The sequence below is a fragment of the Pseudomonas sp. NFPP24 genome (assembly GCF_900112095.1).
Lineage (GTDB): Bacteria > Pseudomonadota > Gammaproteobacteria > Pseudomonadales > Pseudomonadaceae > Aquipseudomonas > Aquipseudomonas extremorientalis.
On sequence record NZ_FOKD01000003.1, the window covers coordinates 474,880 to 491,240 of the forward strand.

Genomic DNA, 16,361 nt, shown 5'->3' on the forward strand with positions numbered 1-16,361 from the left:
TGTGCCTCAGTCGAGTGTGTCGCTGCTGACATGCCATTTGTTCAGCAACTGGACGTAGCTGCCGTCGCTGCGCATGTCGCTGATCACCTGCTGCACGGCGGCGGTGAGTTGCGGGTCGTCCTTGCGCATGCCCAAACCGGTGAGAATGCGGCTGAACGCTGGCACGCCTTCCTGGAAAAGGTCCGGGGCCATGGCGGCGTAATAGCCGGCCGTTTCCACGGTGGTACCGTAGGCGTCGACTTGGCTGATGCGCAGGGCCTGGAAGGCGTCGGTGTCGGTGTTGTACACCACCAGTTTCATCGGCGGTTTGCCGGCCTTGGCCAGGCTGTCGTTCTGCGCGTCCAGCAGGGTCTTGATGGTGGAGCCGTTGAGCACCGCGACCTTGTGTCCGGACAAATCATCCAGGGTCTTGATGCCCTTGGGGTTGCCCTTGGGCACCACCACCGATTGGCTGGAATACATGTAGTTGACGATGTCGATCACCTGGCGTCGCTCAGGCTTGTCGAACAGTTGGTCGACGATCATGTCGCACTGCTGGGCGAGCAATGCCGGCACCAGGCCAGAGAACGGAATCACTCGCCACTGCACCTGCTTGTCGCCCAGGCGCCTGGCGATCTCCAGGCCCAGGTCGATGGTGAGCCCGCGGGGTTTCTGTGCTTCATCGAAGGACACCAGGGGCGGTGAATCCATCCCCGAGCAGTAGATGAGTTTGTCGACGTTCTTCAGGCGCTCCGGCACCTGGGGCGCGGCAACGGCCCATTGGGTACAGAGGCCGAGGGAGACAGCCACCAGCAAGGCGCGGTGTTTATGCATGACCAGACACTCCAGTTCGTTGATTAACGGGGCAGGACTCAACGTCAACACACAGCAGGTGTTTCTTATTGTTGTTCGGTTTGCAGGAACTGGATCAGTGCCGGCACGGTGCCTTCGATGTGTTCGCGCACCACGGCCTCGGCGCGGGCGGCGTCACCGGCACGGATCGCGTCGAGGATCACCGCGTGTTCCTGGCGGGCACTGAGGGGTTTTTCGCCGTGCTGCAACCACAGGCGCATGGGCGCTTCGACCAGTGAGTACAGCGCCGAAATCTGCTTCATCAGGCGTGGGCGGCCACTGAGGCTGCACAGGTATTCGTGGAAAGCGCGGTGCCGGCTGACCCAGGCGGCACTGTCATCGCGGTAGTCGTCCATCGCATCGAGCAAGCGCTCCAGCGCGGCCAACTGGCGCTCGCCGATACGCCCCACCGCGACGCGCACCGCCAGGCCTTCGAGGGCGCTGCGCATTTCGAACACTTCGTGCAGTTCATCGATATCCAGGCCGCTGACGATGGCGCCGCGATTGGGCCGCAAGGTCACCAGGCCCTGGGCGTCCAGGCGGCGAAAGGCTTCGCGCACCGGCATGCGGCTCATGCCGATTTCGCTGGCGATATCTTCGGCGATCAGACGGTCGCCTTTGCGGTAGCGGCCGCCGCAAATGGCATCGAGCAGGAAGTTGTAGGCCTCCTCCTCGGCGGTGAGGGGCTGGCGGTCAACGTAAGCGGGGGCAAATTGCATCGGCAGCACCTTTTGAATTTTTGTATCCAATTATCCATGGATACGAAAAAGCAGGAAGCGTGCCAAATCACGGCGCTATGACCCAAGCGCTTGATTCAAATGAAATAGGCCCATTGCATCAGCGGAAACCGTGAAGGGATCGTGCACAAGCTTGCTACCTGACCGCTCAGAAAACGCCCGCTCAGTGGGCAGAAGTAACAACTCAGAGCATGCCCACCTCGCATTCATGACGATGACCGCCGGCGAACGGCAACACGCGGCCGGTCACTGTGGCCATTGCTCAAGCAGTATCGAGACGAATTTTTCCGCCGCCGGCGAAAGCGAGGACCCTCGGCGGTAAACCAGGCCCAAAGAGCGGTTCACCACGGGCTCGATCAATGGAACGCTGACCAGGGTGGGATGATCATCAGCCGGCATGGCCAGGCTTGGCATCGCCGAAACCCCCAGGCCGGCCTCCACCAGGCCCAGTGAAGTCGAAAGGTGCTGGACTTCATAGAACCATTGCGGCCGCCAACTCAAGCCCGATAGAGCGTGGTCGAGCAGCATGCGGTTGCCGCTCAAACGCCCTACCCCGATAAGGCGGTAATCGCTCAATTCAGACCAGGTGACCGAACTGCGCCCTGCCAGCTCGTGATCACGCCGGCACGCCAATACAAAGGGCTCACTGACCAATGGCACGAACTCAATGTCCGGATGCTGGCCACTCATCATGTTGATACCGAAGTCGGCTTCCCCGCGCAGCACCGCTTCAAGCCCCTCATTCGCACTCAAATCCAGCAGACGGATCCGGATTTTCGGGTAGCGCTCGTTGTACAGACGGATCACTGAAGGCAGGAAATAGAACGCGGCGGTAGGGATACACGCCAGGGTTACACGGCCGATCTGGCGTTCGGCCAGTTCACGGATATTAAGAATCGACTCGTCGAAGTCATCCAGCAACCGGCGCGCCTTGGGAAGAAAGTCACGCCCGACGCTGGTAAGGCTGACTTTGCGGGTGGTGCGATCCAGCAACGCCGTGCCCAGCCCCTCTTCGAGTTTTTTTATCCGCCGGCTGAGTGCAGGTTGAGACAGATGCAAAGCATCGGCCGCTTCGTGAAAGCTACCCAATTCGGCGATTTTCACGAAAGATCGGATATCATTCAGCTCATAGTCCATGTCCAGTCTCGTCAGCCAAGGAAATTGGGAAGTCGTTTGGCGCACATTTACCATTCGCCAAACGCAATAATAACGTCAATTTTTGCATTGGAAACATTTTTCAAAGCTTGAGACTCTTGCTCACAGAGCATCAATTACCTCGATTGATCAACAAGAGTCAGTATTATGCAAAGAATCCCCTGTGTGCTGATGCGCGGTGGTACCTCCAAAGGTCCGGTTTTTCTCGACTGGGATTTGCCGTCGTCCATCGAGGCCCGCGACGAACTGCTACTCAACCTGATGGGCTCCGGTCATGAACTGGAGATCGACGGAATCGGTGGTGGCAGCCCGCAAACCAGCAAGGTTGCGATTGTCAGCCCTTCGCTGCACCCGGATGCGGACGTCGATTACTTGTTTGTCCAAGTGATGGTGTCTCAGCGCAGAGTCGACAGCGCACCCAATTGCGGCAACATGCTGTGTGCGGTTGGCCCATTCGCCATCGAACAGGGCCTGGTCAAAGCCACCCCCGGACGCACCCGCGTGCGCATTCGCAACGTCAACACCGGGACCTTCATCCATTCCCAGGTGTACACACCGGATGGCAAAGTCAGTTATGAGGGCGATACCGCCATTGATGGCGTGCCCGGTACTGCGGCGCCGGTGCAACTGACCTTCCTGGATGCAGCCGGCAGCAAGACGGGCAAGCTCTTTCCCACCGGCAACACGCAGGACGTCTTTGATGGCATTGCAGTGACCTGTATCGACATGGCGATGCCCATGGTGCTCGTCGAAGCCAGCCAACTGGGCAAGCGAGGCGATGAGAGCCCAGCGGAACTGGACGCCGATAAGGAGTTCCTGCGACGCCTGGAGACACTGCGGCTCCAGGCCGGCCTGGCCATGGGCCTGGGCGATGTCAGCGGCAAAGTGATTCCCAAGCCGGTCCTGGTCTCGCCCGCGAAAGCTGGCGGTACGATTCAGGTTCGCTATTTCATGCCGCACAACTGCCACCGCGCGCTTGCCATTACCGGCTCGATTGGTCTGGCCACCGCGTGCGTGATAGAAGGCAGTATCGTCGCGCAGATGCTTGGCGGGGTCAGCACGCCGCGTCGTGAAGCGGTGCGTATCGAACATCCAAGCGGCGGGATTGATGTCGTATTGTCCTACACCGGCAGCAATGGTGAGACAATTCAAGCGTCCGTCGTACGCACCGCGCGCAGGCTTTTCTCCGGTTACGTCTACGCCACTGAGTCACAGCGCCTCGCCGGATAATTCCGGCGGTCGTTGGCATTTTTGCATCCGCACAATTCTAAAAATGGGTGATGCCATGAAAGTTGTTAAATCGCTCTACTTCCAGATTCTCTGCGCCGTGGTGCTGGGCATTGTGGTCGGGCATTTCTGGGCTCAGCAGGCCATCGCGCTCAAGCCGTTGGGTGATGCGTTCATCAAGCTGATCAAGATGATGATTGCCCCCGTGGTGTTCTGCACCATCGTCACCGGCATCGCCGGCATGAGCGACAAACGCTCGCTCGGACGCCTGCTCAGCAAGACCATGCTGCTGTTTTTTGGCCTGACGGTGATCAGCCTGGTCATTGGCCTGGTGGCGGTATACGTGTTCCAGCCGGGCGTCGGCATGAACATTGATCCCACCCAACTGAGCACCAAAGGCTTGGCCCAGTACACCGAGTCGGCGGCAAAGCTTGGGGTTGTGGAGTTCTTCATGCACATCATCCCCGAAACCTTCGTGGGTGCCTTCAGTAAGGGGGAAGTGCTGCCGGTGCTCTTTATTGCAGTGTTGTCCGGGTTTGCCTTGTCATCCCTGGGCGAACGTGGCAAGCCGGTACTCGACGTACTCGAAGCCGCTTCGCAGATGGTCTTCAAGATCTTCGCGTACCTGATGCGTTTTGCCCCGGTCGGTGCCTTCGGCGCCCTGGCGTTCACCGTGGGTCAGTACGGCATCACTTCGCTGGGTTCGCTGGCGAAGTTGATCATGACCTTGTACATCGCCTGCGGCTTCTTCGTGTTCGTGGTCCTGGGCAGCATTTGCCGTAGCAACGGCTTCAGCCTGTGGAAACTGTTGCGCTACTTTCGCGAAGAATTCCTGGTGGTGCTGGGCACGTCCTCCACGGAACCGGTCATGCCACGCATGCTGGAAAAACTCGAAGCGCTGGGCTGCAAGAAAGGCGTCGTAGGCCTGGTACTCCCCACCGGCTACTCGTTCAACCTGGACGGTACGGCCATTTACCTGTCGTTGGCGGCGATTTTCATCGCCCAGGCCTGCAACATTGACCTGAGCCTGACGCAAATCATCACCATGCTGGCGATCATGCTGCTGTCCTCCAAAGGTGCCGCCGGCGTGACGGGCAGCGGGTTCGTCGCGCTCGCCTCGACCTTGACGGTCATTCACGACATCCCGTTGGCCGGCCTGGCGCTGCTGATCGGGGTTGACCGCTTCATGTCCGAAGCGCGCGCCCTGACCAGCCTGGCCAGCAACGCCGTCGCGACGGTAGTGATTTCCCTATCGGAAAATGCCTGCCATCGCGAAACGCTACACCGGATGCTCGACGCAAAACCCTCTGCGACGCCGGTAGAAGCCTGGGAAGACCTGAAAGTCCCCAAGCGCGTTTAACAATAACCGGGCAACGCCCCTCCCTGACTTGACCCCTCCTCCGCCAGGCGCCCTTGGCCGCCCGGCGGATCAGGGCGCGTGCGCCTCGGCGTCAGCCACTATTACGATAACAACAAGAGAATCGTCCTATGCTCGCTTTCCTTGGCCTGGCCATGGTGGTCGTATTCACCGTCCTCATCATGACGAAGCGTTTGTCGCCAATCGTCGCGCTTACCGTTGTACCTATCGTCTTCGCGGTGCTTGGCGGTTTCGGCGGCACCACCGGCAAGATGATGCTCGACGGCCTGAAAATGGTCGCCCCGTCTGCCGCCTTGCTGTTGTTTGCGATCCTGTTCTTCGGCTTGATGATCGACGCAGGCTTGTTCGACCCGCTGATCCGCAAGATCCTCAAGCGGGTCAATGGCGACCCGATGAAGATCGCGGTCGGCACTGCCCTGCTCTCGTTGCTGGTCGCACTCGACGGCGACGGCACCACGACCTACATGATCACCTGTGCGGCAATGCTGCCGCTGTATAAGCGCATCGGCATGAACCCGATGATCCTGGCGACCATTTCCATGCTGTCGCTGAGCATCATGAGCGGCATGACCCCCTGGGGCGGCCCCGCGACACGTGCTATCGCCGCGCTGGGCCTGGATGCCGGCGAATACTTCGTGCCGTTGCTGCCGACCATGATCGGCGGCGCCCTGTGGGTGATCTTCACCGCCTTCCTGCTGGGGCGCGCCGAGCGCAAGCGGATCGGCAACGTCCAACTGCAGAGCGGTGGCGGCGATTGCTATATCAACGCGATTCTTGAAGACACCCCCCACAAGCGTCCGAAACTGGCCTACGTTAACCTGGTGCTGGTCATTGCGGTGCTGGCGGCCCTGGTGATGGGGTTGATGCACTCCGCGATCCTGTTCCTGATCGGCTTTGTGCTCGCGCTGATGATCAACTACCCGCAATTGGACATTCAGAAAGAACGCATCCTGGCGCATTCGGGCAATGCCATGACCGTGGTGTTGCTGGTATTCGCCGCCGGGATCTTCGCCGGGATTTTTTCCGGCACAAAGATGGTGGACGCCCTGGCGCAGACCCTCGTCGACTGGATCCCGCCATCCTGGGGCCACCTGTTTCCCTTGGTGGTGGCGATCACCAGCATGCCGCTGACGTTCGTGCTGTCCAATGACGCCTACTATTTTGGCGTGGTGCCGATCCTGGCCAATGCCGCCGCGGCGTATGGCATCGACCCGGTTGAAATCGCGCGCGCCTCGATCCTGGGGCAACCCGTCCACCTCATGAGCCCGCTGGTGGCCTCGACTCTGTTGCTGGTGGGCATGGTCGATCGCGATATCGGCGACTTCCAGAAGGCCACCGTCAAATGGGCAGTGCTGACCTCGCTGGTCGTCACCGCGCTGGCCTTGTTGACCGGGGCCATCAGCCTGTTCACCTGATCCACCCACAACCTCTGCTGTCTTTCAGCGCGCCTCGCTCACGGGGCGCGTGTCGCACCGCACCCCAAATAACAACAAAGAGTCATTTGCCATGAACCCTATGTATGCCCATCGGGCGTTGTTTTGCGCGTTTGCCCTGGTACCGGTCGCAAGTGCGAACGCCGAAGGTTTTATTGACGACAGCAAACTCAAGCTGCAACTGCGCAATGTGTATTTCAACGAGAACTTTCGCGACGAGCACGGCTTGAGTGCGCGAGCCGCCAGAACGGCAAAAAGCGAGCGTACCGAGTGGGCCCAGGGATTTCTGCTGGACTATCAGTCCGGATTCACGCCGGGCACCCTTGGCTTTGGTGTGGACGCCCTGGGGCTCTATGGCGTAAAGCTCGATTCGGGGCGCGGTCGCAGTGGCACCGGGCTCATGCCGGTGCATGACGATGGGCAGGCAGCCGACGAGTTCGCCAGCGCCGGCGCTACCGCGAAGGCCAGGTTCGCCAAAACCACCGTCAAGTACGGCACCTTGCTGCCCAAGACGCCGGTACTGATTTACAACGATGCACGCTTGTTGCCCCAGACCTACCAGGGCACCCAGGTCAGCAGCACCGACATCGACAACCTGACCGTCACCGGCGGGCACCTGGACCGCTTCAAGTTACGCGACTCCACCAACAGCGTGCCGATCGTGCCCGATGGCTACAGCGGGGAAAAATCGGGGGATTTCAACTACGCGGGGGCTGAGTACAAATGGGGCAAAAACCTTCGCTTGAGTTATTTCTATGGAGAGCTCGAGAACTTCTACCGACAGAATTTCGCCGGTATCCAGCACGACCTGCCACTGGCCGGTGGGGTGCTGACCAGCGACCTGCGCTACTTCAACAGTGTCGATAGCGGCTCTGCCTACGCAGGCAAAATCGACAACGACATGTTCAGCGGCCAGCTGTCCTACGTGATCGCAGGCCATACCGTCGGCGGCGGCTACCAGACCCTTCGCGGAGATGCCGGTCTGCCCTACATCAGCGGCGCCACCGTCTACTCGTTCAGCAACGCCGGCATCGGCAAATTCATCGAGGAGGACGAGAAGACCTGGATGCTCAACTACGGCTACAACTTCGCCGCCGTCGGCGTGCCCGGCCTGACCTTTTCAACGCGCTACCTGAGCGGCAATGACGGTAAGTCCGCAACCACCGTCAAGGAATGGGAGCGTGATACCGAGTTGGCCTACGTGGTGCAGGCCGGCACGTTCAAGGGGCTGGGGGTGCGCATGCGCAACTATGTCTATCGCTCTGAATTCTCCCGGGGCCGCGACAGCAACCGCCTTTACCTCACCTATGACATTGCCCTCTGGTAAGTCGACGATTGCGGCCCTTGCGGCCGCTTTCCTTAAGGTTCAGGTGAGGTCATCCGAACATGCTGTTCAAGAACAAAGCGCTGATCCTGGTGCTGTTGTTTACGGTGCTGGCACTGAGCACTGGCGCCAACCTGCTGGCAAGCGCAGAGCAGGAATATTCGGGGCCCTGATCAATTAGGTATAAAGGTTGTTCAGATTGAAAATGATGGCCTATTGGCACTTCTTGAAGGCGCACAGGTCAACAGTTCATCACTACCCACGTTAGTACGTCATCATGCACAGCTGGAAGAAAATATCGCTGACCGAGGGTCTGGAGCGGAGCCTGCCGGGGCACAAGGTCGATTGCGTTCTGATCAATGGCTGGACTGCTACCGTCTTTGTCAGGTCGCCAGAAACTGAATCAATGTTTTGCACAACGGGTATCAACCTGGCCAAGCTTGCAGACCGCTCGAGCGTGCAGCAGCTTGCGGACGAGATAACGTTTGAGATTGATATGTCCAGGAACAGGAGCGCCGGCTAGCGCTCCCCCTGCTTGATCATTCAATTTCGCTGCAACAGCGTGTTAGGCGCGACGCCGAACGCTTTGCGGAACGCATGGCTGAAATGGGAGAAGTCAGAAAACCCGAAGTCCAGTGCGGCTTGCGAGATACTGCGCACCTGGCCGCGCTCGATCGCTTCACGGCTGGCATTCAGGCGTTCCCTCCAGATTTCTGCGGCGGGGGTTTTCTGGTGCCGCGCGAAGGCGCGCGTGACGGTGCGGGTCGACACATTGTGGACTTGGGCGATGACCTCAATCGACAGGTCCGGCTCGGCCAGATGCCGTTGGATGTACTGCATGATGCGGCCGTAAAGGTCCAGTTCCTGGTGAGTGGCCTTCAGGTCCTGGAGTTCCAGGCTGATCACCAGAAGGTCGAGCAACGCCCCTGAATAGCGACTGGAGATGTGCTGATCCTGTAAGGATGCCGGCGTAATCGCTGCTTGGCGCAGCATTTCCCGCAAGGGAATCACGCCAGGCCGCCGATCATCCAGGACCATCGCGGTGTGCTCCGCAATACGCGGCAGGCGTTCGGTCAGCAACGCCCGCGGAATACGCACCAGGTGGTTTTCGGTACCACCGAGGCTGAATCGGAACGGTTGCGTTGCGTCATAAAGAAACAAATTGCCCGTTGCCAGGCTGGCTTTTCTTCCGCTCTGTTCGATCTGTCCATAACCGTTTCGGGCAAACCCCAACCATAGATCGTCGGCCGGACCGCTGCGCAGATGCTGCTCGGAACGCTCCCAGTAATGCAGGGGCGATGACAGGGAACAGAGATCGAGAGCGCCCACGGAATTGACCGCAAGAACGCCATCGAAACTGCTCTGGGACAGGGGTTTGCTATCGGCCGCCAGGCAATGGCGACAGACCACTTCTTTCCAGTAATCAAATCGACGTGGTGCAGCAACGGCAAGGGTCGAATACTGAGTGCTTGGATTCATGGCACTGACCTCGGTACAGCTATGCAGTATGAACTCGAAAAGGTGTTACCGGCTTTTCAGCGCTAGCAATTAACAGGCCAGGCACATTGACGCTCGCCCTCACGTACGCCTATCGGTTTCCTGCACTCAAGCGTGGCTTTCAACGCCCTCGTCGTCCCCAATAAGAGGCACAGAGGCCTGAGCTTTCGACACGGGCGCACCAACGCCGATCACCCGTGGAGTCCCCTCCGGCGTTGTCTCTTCCAACCAAACGGTTGTCTCGACGAACCAAGCGCCGCCTTGCCGTCACGCCTAATTTCCACCTCACAGCAGCTCACCCCCCCCCCCCCGCTGATGAGGCACGCCATGCATCGACACTGTTCACACCCTTCGGCTGATGCCTCCTGGCTCTTGCAGAGGCGCGACCTCGTGCCTGAAGAGTCGGCTTATTGGTTGATTGAGTGGGGGGCCATGAAGCTGCTGCGCCGACGACAGACCGCCAAGCGCGACCCGTCGCCCCAGCACTGATGCCCACCCGCAGACCTGAACGAAAATAACGAGGAGCGCAACATGGAATCTGCAATCGACACACATCTCAAATGCCCACGCACCCTGTCTCGCCGTGTGCCCGAAGAGTACCAGCCCCCCTTTGCCATGTGGGTTGCACGCGCCGACGAGCAATTGGAACAGGTGGTGATGGCTTACTTCGGCGTGCAGTACCGAGGGGAAGCGCAGCGCGAAGCCGCGCTCCAGGCCATGCGTCACATCGTCGACAGCTTCAGCCTCGCCGATGGCCCGCAGAACCATGACGTGACCCACCACACCGACAACAGCGGCTTCGATAACCTGATGGTGGTCGGCTACTGGAAAGACCCGGCAGCTCACTGCCGCTGGTTACGCTGCGCACCGGTCAACGACTGGTGGGCCTCCCAGGATCGCCTCGACGACGGGCTGGGCTATTTTCGTGAAATCAGCGCACCGCGCGCGGAGCAGTTCGAGACGCTGTACGCCTTCCAGGACAATCTGCCCGGTGTCGGCGCAGTCATGGACAAGACCAGCGGCGAAATCGAAGAGCACGGTTACTGGGGCTCGATGCGCGACCGCTTTCCGATCTCCCAGACCGACTGGATGAAGCCTACCAGTGAGCTGCAAGTGATCAGCGGTGATCCTGCCAGGGGCGGACGGGTGGTGGTGCTGGGGCATGACAACCTCACGCTGATTCGTTCCGGCCAGGATTGGGCGGACGCCGAGGCGGATGAGCGCGCGCTGTACCTCGACGAAATTCTGCCAACCTTGCAGGACGGCATGGACTTCCTGCGTGACAACGGCCAGCCGTTGGGCTGCTACAGCAATCGGTTCGTGCGCAATATCGACCTGGACGGCAACTTTCTCGATATCAGCTACAACATCGGCCACTGGCGCTCGGTGGAAAAACTCGAGCGCTGGGCCGAATCCCACCCGACCCACCTGCGTATTTTCGTGACGTTCTTCCGCGTGGCCGCCGGTTTGAAAAAGTTGCGGCTGTACCACGAAGTGTCAGTGTCAGACGCCAACAGCCAGATCTTCGAGTACATCAACTGCCATCCGCACACCGGAATGCTGCGCGATGCCGCCGCCGCACAAGGAGAACGGCCATGAAAGTGAGTCGACTCGTGCTGGTGCTGGGGATGTTGCCATTTGCCAAAAGCCAGGCCCTTGAAGTCGCGCCGGGGGATTTCGAGCCGCTGCCCGCCGGGGCCGATGCGGTGCTGTTTTACTACCAGCACACCGACCGGTCCGAGCTGTATCAGAACGGCCATCGAACCTCGGACAACGCCAAGCTCAGCTCCGACGTAGGGATCCTGCGTTACATCCATGCCGTAGGCCTCGGCGAAAACCTTTCATGGGAACCGCAGATATTGCTGCCGTTCGGCTACATGAACGCCGCTGGCGATGTCGGCGCACTGGGCGATGCCCACGGCGTGGGCGACCCGATTCTCACCGCCCCGCTCAAGTGGACACTGCCCACCGCCAACAAAGATGTATTTGCCCTGGCCCCCTACCTGTACATCCCCGTGGGCAGCTACGACAAAAACGATGCCTTGAACCTGGGCGAGAATCGCTGGCGGGCGACGCTACAAGCAGCCTATATCCACCACTTCTCAGCGCAGTGGGCATTGGACACCGTAGCAGACGTGTCCTGGGTTTCGACCAATCACGACTACGGCGCCAGCAGCGCAAAACTCGAAGAAAACACGCGCTACGAGTACCAGGCCGCCGTGCGCTACAACTGGACCCCAAGCACCACGTTCGCCCTCGGCGGAGGCTATGTCACCGGGGCCGCAACCAGCGTCGACGGCGTTGACCAGCACGATGGCGTATCGACGTCCTATGCACGTTTCACGGTCACGCACTTTATCGATCCAACCTTGCAGGTCCAGGCGCAGCTCGGCAGGGATATCGAGGTGGAGCAAGGCTTCAGGGAAGGTGCACGCCTGAATCTGCGCGTCTTGAAAGTGTTCTGAGTGGCGCTGTCCTTTTCAGCCAAATGCGTGTCCTGCTCAACCATGCGAACACAGTGATAGAGGCCTAATTTGGTGTCCATTGCTACCCGGACTGAATCGATAAAAAGACAGGAAAATCATGGCCATTACTCGTCCCACGCTTGATCAGCTGTTAGCCATTGCGGCCCAGTTGAACATGCAACTGACCCACGAACAGGCGGCGTCCTACCTGGACCTGATGCAACCGAGTTTCGATGCATACGACCTGGTCGACGAACTGTGTGATTTCGTTCCGCCGATACGTTACGAGCGCAGCTCAGGATATCGTCCCTCGGCCAAGGAAAACCCGCTCAACGCGTGGTACTACCGGACTGAAGTAAATGGCGCCCGTAGCGGCCTGCTGGCCGGTAAAACCGTCGCGCTCAAAGACAACATCGCCCTGGCCGGCGTCCCGATGATGAACGGCGCCGCACCGCTGGAAGGGTTTGTGCCGGGCTTCGATGCCACCGTGGTCACGCGTTTGCTCGATGCCGGCGCGACCATCCTCGGCAAAGCCACTTGCGAGCACTACTGTCTGTCGGGCGGCAGCCATACCTCTGACCCAGCCCCGGTACACAACCCCCATCGCCACGGGTATGCCGCCGGCGGGTCTTCATCGGGCAGCGCGGCATTGGTCGCCACTGGTGAAGTCGACATCGCCGTGGGCGGCGATCAAGGCGGCTCCATCCGCATTCCGTCGGCCTTCTGCGGCACCTACGGCATGAAACCCACCCATGGCCTGGTGCCCTACACCGGCATCATGGCGATTGAAGCGACGATCGATCATGTCGGCCCCATTTCCGCCAACGTGCACGACAACGCGCTGATGCTGCAGGCCATGGCCGGTTCCGATGGCCTCGACCCACGCCAGGCGGCGCCCCAGGTCGATGACTATTGCAGTTACCTGGCGCGGGGCGTGAGCGGGCTCAGAATCGGCGTGTTGCAGGAGGGGTTCGCGCTGGCCAATCAGGACCCGCGCGTGGCGGACAAGGTGCGCGACGCTATCGCCCGTCTCGAAGCGTTGGGCGCCCATGTCGAGCCGGTGTCCGTTCCCGAACACAACCTGGCAGGTTCGTTGTGGCATCCCATCGGTTGCGAAGGCTTGACCATGCAGATGATGCACGGCAACGGCGCGGGCTTTAACTGGAAAGGCCTGTACGACGTCGGCCTGCTGGACAAACAGGCCGGTTGGCGCGACCAGGCGGACCAGTTATCCGCGTCGCTCAAGCTGTGCATGTTCGTCGGCCAGTACGGCCTGACCCACTACAACGGGCGGTATTACGCCAAGGCACAGAACCTCGCCCGCTTCGCCCGGCAAGGCTATGACAAGGCCTTGCAGAGCTATGACCTGCTGGTGATGCCGACCACGCCCATCACCGCCCAGCCCCACCCGCCAGCGGGCTGTTCGATCACTGAATACGTGGCGCGCGCCCTGGAAATGATCGGCAATACCGCGCCACAAGACATCACCGGGCATCCGGCCATGTCGATTCCCTGCGGCCTGGTGGACGGGCTGCCCGTCGGGCTGATGCTGGTAGCCAGGCACTACGGCGAAGGCACGATCTACCAGGCCGCGGCGGCGTTCGAAGCCACGGTGGACTGGCGCACGCTCTGAGCGCCCAACCTGGAAAACAATAAGAAACACCGACACGTTTCAACCACTCCACAACCGCGTTGACTGATAGGAGATACCCCATGAGTCCATCCAATTCCACGCCTGCGGGCACTTCAACCCCGGGTGAACGAGCCTGGGCATTGTTTCAAGTCCTCAAGAGCAAGGACCTTATCCCGGAGGGCTACGTCGAGCAGCTAACGCAATTGATGGAGCACGGCTGGAGCCCGGAGAACGGCGCCCGTGTGGTCGCCAAGGCCTGGGTCGATCCGCAATTCCGGGCGCTGTTGCTCAAGGACGGCACCGCTGCGTGTGCCCAGTTCGGCTATACCGGACCGCAGGGCGAATACATCGTCGCGCTGGAAGACACGCCGCAGGTGAAGAACGTCATTGTCTGCAGCTTGTGCTCCTGCACCAACTGGCCGGTGCTCGGCCTGCCGCCCGAGTGGTACAAGGGCTTCGAGTTCCGTGCACGCCTGGTCCGGGAGGGGCGCACGGTGCTGCAAGAACTGGGGACGGAGCTGCCAACCGACGTGGTGGTCAAGGTCTGGGATACCAGCGCCGAGACCCGCTACCTGGTGTTGCCGGTAAGGCCTGAAGGTTCCGAGCACATGAGTGAGGCGCAGCTTCAGGCACTCGTGACCAAAGACGTGCTGATCGGCGTCGCCCTGCCCCGCGTTGGCTGAGAAAAACCACGCATCATCGTTCAACTCCCGGAGTTTCTATTATGGATGGCTTTCACGATCTCGGCGGTTTCCAAGGCTTTGGCAAAGTCCCTCACACCATCAATAGCCTGGACTACAAACAGGTATTCAAGCAGGACTGGGAGCACCTGGCCTACAGCTTGATGTTCGTCGGGGCCGATCATTTGAAGAAGTTCAGCGTGGACGAAGTGCGTCATGCCGTCGAACGCCTGGACGTTCGCCAACATGTCGGCACCCAGTACTACGAACGCTACGTCATCGCGACCGCCACCCTGCTGGTCGAAACGGGCGTCATCACCCAGGCGGAGCTCGACCAGGCCTTGGGTTCTCACTTCAAGCTGGCAAACCCGGCACAGGCTGGAGGTCGTGCGGCGATCACTGATCGAGCGCCGTTTGAGGTCGGTGACCGCGTGGTCGTGCGCGACGAGTACGTGGCCGGGCATATCCGCATGCCGGCCTATGTGCGCGGCAAGCAAGGCGTGGTGTTGCATCGCACGTCGGAAAAATGGCCGTTCCCGGACGCGATCGGCCATGGCGATACAAGCGCGGCGCATCAGCCGACCTACCATGTGGAGTTTGCCGTGAAAGATCTGTGGGGCGATGCGGCAGACGACGGCTTCGTGGTGGTCGATCTGTTCGAAAGCTACCTGGACCGCGTCGATGCCCCTCGAACGGTGAACGTATGATGGACGGCACCCAGGCGGGCCGACTGCCGGTGACGGTGCTCTCCGGCTTCCTCGGTGCCGGCAAGACCACCCTGCTCAACCATATCCTGCGCAATCGCGAAGGCCTGAGGGTGGCGGTCATCGTCAATGATATGAGCGAGGTCAATATCGATGCCGCCGAGGTGCAGCGCGACGTGTCGCTGCACCGTGGTCGCGATGAGCTGATCGAAATGAGCAACGGCTGCATTTGCTGCACGCTGCGCGCCGATCTGCTCGAACAGATCAGTGCCCTGGCGCGTCAGCAGCGTTTCGATTACCTGCTCATCGAATCCACGGGCATCTCGGAGCCAATGCCGGTCGCCGAGACGTTCGCCTTCCTTGACGCTGAAGGCTTCAGCCTCAGCGAACTGGCACGGCTCGACACCCTGGTGACGGTGGTCGATGGCAGCCGTTTTCAGGCATTACTCGCGTCACCGGACACCGTGGCCCGCGACGACACACAGGAGAGCACCCCTGCGCGTCCTCTGGCGGACCTGCTGATCGAGCAGGTGGAGTACGCCAACGTCATTCTCGTCAACAAACGGGACCTGATCGACGAGCCGGGTTATCAGGCTGTGCGGGCGATTCTCACAGGCCTTAATCCGACCGCCCGGATCATGCCAATGGCCCACGGCCAGGTCGAGTTGACCCGCCTCCTCGACACCCATCTGTTTGACTTGCCCAGCCTTGCGGCGTCGCCGGGCTGGATGAGGAAAATGGAGGTTGAAGACGCTCCGGCCTCCGAGTCGGACACCTACGGCGTGACGTCCTGGGTATACCGCGAACGCGCGCCCTTCCATCCACAACGCTTGCTCGATTTCCTCCAACGGCCCTGGAGCAACGGCCGCCTGTTACGCAGCAAAGGGTATTTCTGGCTGGCCAGCCGACACTTGGAAACCGGCCTGCTGGCGCAGAGCGGCGCGCAGTTCCAGTGGGACTACGTCGGGCACTGGTGGAACTTCATCGAGCAGTCGCAGTGGCCCCGGGATGAATACCGGTTGCAGAGCATCATGGCCAAGTGGGACAGCATCGTCGGCGACTGTCGGCAGGAGTGGGTGTTCATCGGCCAGGATCTCGACACCCATGCTTTACAGCGTGAACTCGACCACTGCCTGCTCAGTGCCGAGGAAATCGCCGCCGGGCCGTCGGCCTGGCGAGCCCTGCCGGGGGCGGCTGCCTTTGACGCACAGGCCCTGTCGGCCGCCTTGCAGGCTGGGGCAACCTCCCCCCCGCACCATGGGCGTGGGCAAAGCACCTAATCCAACAATAACAATCA

14 protein-coding genes are annotated in these 16,361 nt (G+C 60.5%); 10 read left to right on the forward strand and 4 right to left on the reverse strand.

The genetic code is table 11. The features are described from left to right. Positions 1–6: 6 nt before the first annotated feature. From BM026_RS09035 to BM026_RS09045, 3 genes are all read right to left on the reverse strand, one after another. The gene (locus tag BM026_RS09035) at positions 7–813 is read right to left on the reverse strand and encodes an ABC transporter substrate-binding protein (protein ID WP_071492170.1); all 807 of its coding nucleotides are present in this window, start codon (positions 811–813) and stop codon (positions 7–9) included. Between the two features lie 65 nt (positions 814–878). Further along, positions 879–1,550, reverse strand: coding sequence for a GntR family transcriptional regulator (locus BM026_RS09040; RefSeq protein WP_071492171.1), 672 nt, complete (start codon positions 1,548–1,550; stop codon positions 879–881). A 264-nt stretch (positions 1,551–1,814) separates the two neighbouring features. Beyond that, complete coding sequence (locus BM026_RS09045; RefSeq protein WP_071492172.1) at positions 1,815–2,705, reverse strand: LysR family transcriptional regulator; 891 nt, start codon at positions 2,703–2,705, stop codon at positions 1,815–1,817. A 165-nt stretch (positions 2,706–2,870) separates the two neighbouring features. Between BM026_RS09045 and BM026_RS09050 the strand changes: the two genes are divergently transcribed. The 4 genes from BM026_RS09050 to BM026_RS09065 all read left to right on the forward strand — a co-directional run bounded on the left by BM026_RS09050 (position 2,871) and on the right by BM026_RS09065 (position 8,088). After that, the gene (locus BM026_RS09050) at positions 2,871–3,953 is read left to right on the forward strand and encodes a 4-oxalomesaconate tautomerase (RefSeq protein ID WP_071492173.1); all 1,083 of its coding nucleotides are present in this window, start codon (positions 2,871–2,873) and stop codon (positions 3,951–3,953) included. A 43-nt stretch (positions 3,954–3,996) separates the two neighbouring features. Continuing rightward, positions 3,997–5,310 carry a dicarboxylate/amino acid:cation symporter gene (locus BM026_RS09055; protein ID WP_092250441.1) on the forward strand — a complete coding sequence of 438 codons (1,314 nt, stop codon included), beginning with the start codon at positions 3,997–3,999 and terminating at the stop codon, positions 5,308–5,310. Between the two features lie 128 nt (positions 5,311–5,438). Next, complete coding sequence (locus BM026_RS09060) at positions 5,439–6,743, forward strand: CitMHS family transporter (RefSeq protein ID WP_093528187.1); 1,305 nt, start codon at positions 5,439–5,441, stop codon at positions 6,741–6,743. A 100-nt stretch (positions 6,744–6,843) separates the two neighbouring features. Continuing rightward, a complete protein-coding gene (locus BM026_RS09065) occupies positions 6,844–8,088 on the forward strand; it encodes an OprD family porin (RefSeq protein WP_093528190.1) in 1,245 nt (414 codons plus the stop codon). Between the two features lie 540 nt (positions 8,089–8,628). On the opposite strand, the gene BM026_RS09075 is transcribed toward BM026_RS09065, so the two are convergent. Further along, positions 8,629–9,564 carry an AraC-like ligand-binding domain-containing protein gene (locus BM026_RS09075; RefSeq protein ID WP_093528193.1) on the reverse strand — a complete coding sequence of 312 codons (936 nt, stop codon included), beginning with the start codon at positions 9,562–9,564 and terminating at the stop codon, positions 8,629–8,631. Between the two features lie 549 nt (positions 9,565–10,113). Between BM026_RS09075 and BM026_RS09080 the strand changes: the two genes are divergently transcribed. The 6 genes from BM026_RS09080 to BM026_RS09105 all read left to right on the forward strand — a co-directional run bounded on the left by BM026_RS09080 (position 10,114) and on the right by BM026_RS09105 (position 16,344). Then, positions 10,114–11,181, forward strand: a complete 1,068-nt coding sequence (locus BM026_RS09080) for an aliphatic aldoxime dehydratase (RefSeq protein ID WP_093528196.1) — start codon at positions 10,114–10,116, stop codon at positions 11,179–11,181. Then, complete coding sequence (locus BM026_RS09085) at positions 11,178–12,047, forward strand: transporter (protein WP_092250424.1); 870 nt, start codon at positions 11,178–11,180, stop codon at positions 12,045–12,047. The genes BM026_RS09080 and BM026_RS09085 overlap by 4 nt, the downstream gene beginning before the upstream one ends. 118 nt (positions 12,048–12,165) lie before the next feature. Beyond that, a complete protein-coding gene (locus BM026_RS09090; RefSeq protein WP_092250421.1) occupies positions 12,166–13,680 on the forward strand; it encodes an amidase in 1,515 nt (504 codons plus the stop codon). An 80-nt stretch (positions 13,681–13,760) separates the two neighbouring features. Beyond that, a complete protein-coding gene (gene nthA, locus BM026_RS09095; protein ID WP_092250418.1) occupies positions 13,761–14,363 on the forward strand; it encodes a nitrile hydratase subunit alpha in 603 nt (200 codons plus the stop codon). Positions 14,364–14,404: 41 nt separating this feature from the next. Next, positions 14,405–15,067 (forward strand): nitrile hydratase subunit beta, encoded by a 663-nt coding sequence (nthB, locus tag BM026_RS09100; protein WP_093528199.1) that lies wholly within the window; start codon positions 14,405–14,407, stop codon positions 15,065–15,067. Then, positions 15,064–16,344 carry a GTP-binding protein gene (locus tag BM026_RS09105; protein ID WP_093528202.1) on the forward strand — a complete coding sequence of 427 codons (1,281 nt, stop codon included), beginning with the start codon at positions 15,064–15,066 and terminating at the stop codon, positions 16,342–16,344. The genes nthB and BM026_RS09105 overlap by 4 nt, the downstream gene beginning before the upstream one ends. The last annotated feature ends 17 nt before the right edge of the window (positions 16,345–16,361 follow it).